Origin of the sequence: Sphaerotilus sp. (assembly GCF_041083715.1) — a bacterium.
GTDB lineage: Bacteria > Pseudomonadota > Gammaproteobacteria > Burkholderiales > Burkholderiaceae_C > Sphaerotilus.
Genome location: NZ_JBFPGY010000077.1, coordinates 1 through 3,690, shown reverse-complemented (window position 1 = coordinate 3,690; position 3,690 = coordinate 1). Strand labels below are relative to the sequence as shown.

Below are 3,690 nucleotides of genomic sequence, written 5' to 3'. Positions count from 1 at the left end.
CGAGCCCCGTGGTCGAGATCTGCAGGCGCGAGAGGCCGCCGTTGCGCAAGTCCTGCACCGGCTGGAACGCCGAGCGCATGGCGCCGTCCATGGTCGATGCAAAACCGGAGGATGCAGGCACCGAACGGGGTTCGAACAACGCTGTGGTGACCTGGGCCAGGCGGGCCTGTTCGAGCGCTGCACGGGCCTGTGTGAGCAGGGTGTCGGCATCGCTGGAATGCCGCGGGCAGAGCGCCACGCCGATGTGCACCTGTACCCGGTCCGCGAACTCGGTGGCGACCTTCTGGCCCATGGCCATCAATCCGGCCACGGACGGATTGCCGGGCAGCAGCGCCGCAAAATCGGACACCCCCATGCGCGAGAAACTGTCCGTGCGGCGGCTCAGCCGGTGCAGCTGGCAGGCGAACTGCTGCATCACCGTTTCCAGTGCCGGGCCGCGCATCGCCGCAGTGGCCGGGCTGGTGCCGATGTACATCAATGCGAAGGCCGACCCGCCGCGCGCCACACCGGCCGTGGCCTGCCTGAGCCGGTCGAGCAGCAGATCCCGGTGCGGCAGCCCCGTGCGCGCATCGATCAGGCCCAGTTGCCGCATGGTGGCGTCGTGGTCCTCCGCCAGCAGGGGCCCATTTTCCATGACCACGATGCGCAATTGATTCATGAAAGTCTGTTCACCGGAGGAGCGTCTAGGGATGGAAAAAATGCTAACACAGGGTGTCTGACCCGATTGAAACGAAAACGTTCCGATGGGTGCTATCAGGCTTGCTTCATAAAAAACGTGATTGTTTTCACGATAGTAAGCGCACTGCGCATGGTTGCAAAACGTAACTCATTGCTTGCCAAGGTTGCCTGCCAAGGAGATGTTCCATGAGTGTGATCGGTCAGATGTGGTGGCTGGACCTGCTGCTGGCGGGTTTGACCGGACTGGTGCTGGGTGGGCTGTTTCAGGCGCTGCGCGAGCGGCAGGCGCGGCTGATCGAGAGAGATGCCGTGCACCGCCGTTGCTGGGCCGAACAGGACCGCTGGCTGGAGGAGCACACGCAGCGGTCGGAAGCGGACCGCTGCGGCCTGGACGCCGAGATCAGCCAGTTGCGCAACGATGCATCGCGGGCGGACCAAGCCTTGCGGGAACTGACCGAGGCCCGTGACCAGAGTCTGCAGACCGTTGAGCGGGTACGCCGGGAGATGGAGGGCGCCCGCGCCGGCTACTGCCAGGCAGAGCAGGCCCTGTGCCACCAGATGCGCTCTCTGGAGCGGCAGATGGGCGGTGAGCGCGTGGCGCACCGGCGCGAAGTGCAGGCGCTGCGGGTGCAGTGCGACGAACTGAGCGAGTTGCTGGCCTCGGCCCGCGCCGACCTGCTGGCCGTGCAGGCCAAGCAGATCCACGAGCGCCAGGCGCTGCAGGTGGATGCCGAGGCGCATCGGCAGGTCTGTCAGGCGCGTGATGCCTTGCAGGACGAAGTGGGCAAGCTGCTCGATCTGCTCGACCAGTCCGACACGGCACAGGCCGTGCTGCAGCACCGGGCCAATGTGCTGGAACAGCAGATGGCGATCGGACAGCGGCAGCTGGAGGCGTTGCGCCAGGACCTTCGGCGCGAGCGGCGGGTGTTTCCGGCGCAGCTGCCACCAGGCGTGTCCGATCGACGCGTCCATGCACCCGTGGTGCGGGAGCGGGTGGCGGCCTGAGCGGGTGTGGTCGTCGCGGTGGCTCCGTCGTCTCCCACGCCACGGTCAGGGTGGTCCTGCCGCGTAGAATCGACCACCGGGCCCAAATTCTGCGGCCCGGTCGGCTGACCGGGTCCAGGTCAAGCGCTCGCAGTTTTGCGGCAGCACTGCACCACCGCTGCCCGCCAGCTCGAGAGCCTTTTCCCATGGACATCTTCGACTACGACAACGTCCTGCTCTTGCCCCGGCGCTGCCGGGTGGACAGCCGCAGCGAGTGCGACACCGCGGTGGAGTTCGGCGGTCGCCGCTTCCACCTGCCGGTGGTGCCGGCCAACATGAAGACCGTGCTGGACGCGCCGCTGGCCGCCTGGCTGGCCGCCAACGGCTACTTCTACGTGATGCACCGCTTCGATCTGGACAACGTGGCCTTCGCGCGTTCGATGCGTGCACAGGGCCTGTTCGTCTCGATCAGCTCCGGCGTGAAGCCCGCGGACATGGCGGTGGTCGACCAGCTCGCCGCCGAGGGGGTGGGTGCCGACTACATCACCATCGACATCGCCCACGGCCATGCCGACAGCGTGCGCCGCATGATCGACCACATCAAGGCGAAGCTGCCGCACACCTTCGTGATCGCCGGCAATGTCGGCACGCCCGAGGCGGTGATCGACCTCGAAGCCTGGGGTGCGGATGCCACCAAGATCGGCATCGGCCCCGGCAAGGTCTGCATCACGCGGCTGAAGACGGGTTTCGGCACCGGTGGCTGGCAGCTCTCGGCGCTGAAGTGGTGCGCCCGCGTGGCGACCAGGCCGATGATCGCGGACGGCGGCATCCGTCACCACGGCGACATCGCCAAGAGCGTGCGCTTCTGTGCGGCGATGGTGATGATCGGCTCGCTGTTCGCTGGCCACGAGGAGTCACCGGGCCAGACGGTCGAGGTCGATGGCAAGCTCTACAAGGAGTACTACGGCTCGGCCAGCGACTTCAACAAGGGCGAGTACCGGCACGTCGAGGGCAAGCGCATCCTGGAGCCGGTGAAGGGCAAGCTGGCCGACACGCTGCGCGAGATGCGCGAGGACCTGCAAAGCTCCATCTCCTACGCCGGTGGCACCCGGCTGCAGGACATCCGCCGCGTCAACTATGTGATTCTGGGTGGAGATAACGCGGGTGAACATCTGCTGATGTGAGCACTTCCCGGATGGCGTCCGGGCTGCCGGGGCGACCGTAGAGGTAGCCCTGCACGATGTCGCAGCGGTGCTCGCGCAGGAAGCGGATCTGGGCCTCGTTCTCGACGCCCTCCGCCACCACCGGTACCCCCAGCCCGTGGGCCAGCGCGATCGTGGCGCGCACGATGGCGGCGCCGTTCGGGTCGCGGTGGATGTCGGCGATGAAGCTCGGATCGATCTTGATCTGGTCCACCGGGAAGCGCTTGAGGTGGGCCAGCGACGAGAAGCCGGTGCCGAAGTCGTCCAGCGCGATGGCCACGCCGAGCTGGCGCAGCTGCATCAGCAACTGGCGCAGGTGGTCGAGGTCGGCCATCGCCGTGCTCTCGGTGATCTCGACCTTGAGCAGCGAGGCCGGCACGTTCGCATCTTTCAGCGCCCCGGCGATCACATCGATCAGGTGTGAATCCATGCACTGCCTGGCCGAGACGTTGACCGACACCGGCACCGGCGTGACGCCGGCGTCGATCCAGCGCCGCAGCTGCGCCGTGGCTTCGCGGATCACCCAGTTGCCCACGGCCACGATGAGCCCGGTTTCCTCGGTGATCGACAGGAAGCGTGCGGGCGCCCACAGCTCGCCATCCTCCTGCCGCCAGCGCAGCAGGGCCTCCAGCCCGATCGGACGCCCGGAGCGCAGGTCGGTCTGGATCTGGTAGTGCAGCACGAACTCGCCGGCATCGAGCGCCTGGCGCAGCCGGTTTTCCAGTGCGAGCCAGTCGCGTGTGAGGGTGGACATGCCCGAGGTGTAGAACTCGAAGCGCCCGCCACCGGCCGCCTTGGCCCGCATCATGGCCGCTTCGGACATTGT

At 67.0% G+C, this 3,690-nt stretch carries 4 protein-coding genes; 2 read left to right on the top strand and 2 right to left on the bottom strand.

What is annotated here, in order from left to right:
• Positions 1-634 (bottom strand): diguanylate cyclase domain-containing protein (locus AB3X43_RS03935; protein ID WP_369428577.1); only part of this gene is annotated, 634 nt, incomplete at its 3' end.
• Positions 635-864: 230 nt separating this feature from the next.
• Here AB3X43_RS03935 and AB3X43_RS03930 point away from each other — a divergent pair.
• Entirely contained in the window at positions 865-1,683 is an 819-nt protein-coding gene (locus tag AB3X43_RS03930) for a coiled-coil domain-containing protein (protein ID WP_369428576.1), read from the top strand.
• Positions 1,684-1,868: 185 nt separating this feature from the next.
• Positions 1,869-2,846 (top strand): GMP reductase, encoded by a 978-nt coding sequence (locus tag AB3X43_RS03925; protein WP_369428575.1) that lies wholly within the window; start codon positions 1,869-1,871, stop codon positions 2,844-2,846.
• Here AB3X43_RS03925 and AB3X43_RS03920 read toward each other — a convergent pair.
• On the bottom strand, positions 2,794-3,690 hold an 897-nt coding region (locus AB3X43_RS03920; protein WP_369428574.1), incomplete at its 5' end, for a putative bifunctional diguanylate cyclase/phosphodiesterase. The two genes, AB3X43_RS03925 and AB3X43_RS03920, sit on opposite strands and share 53 nt — an antisense overlap.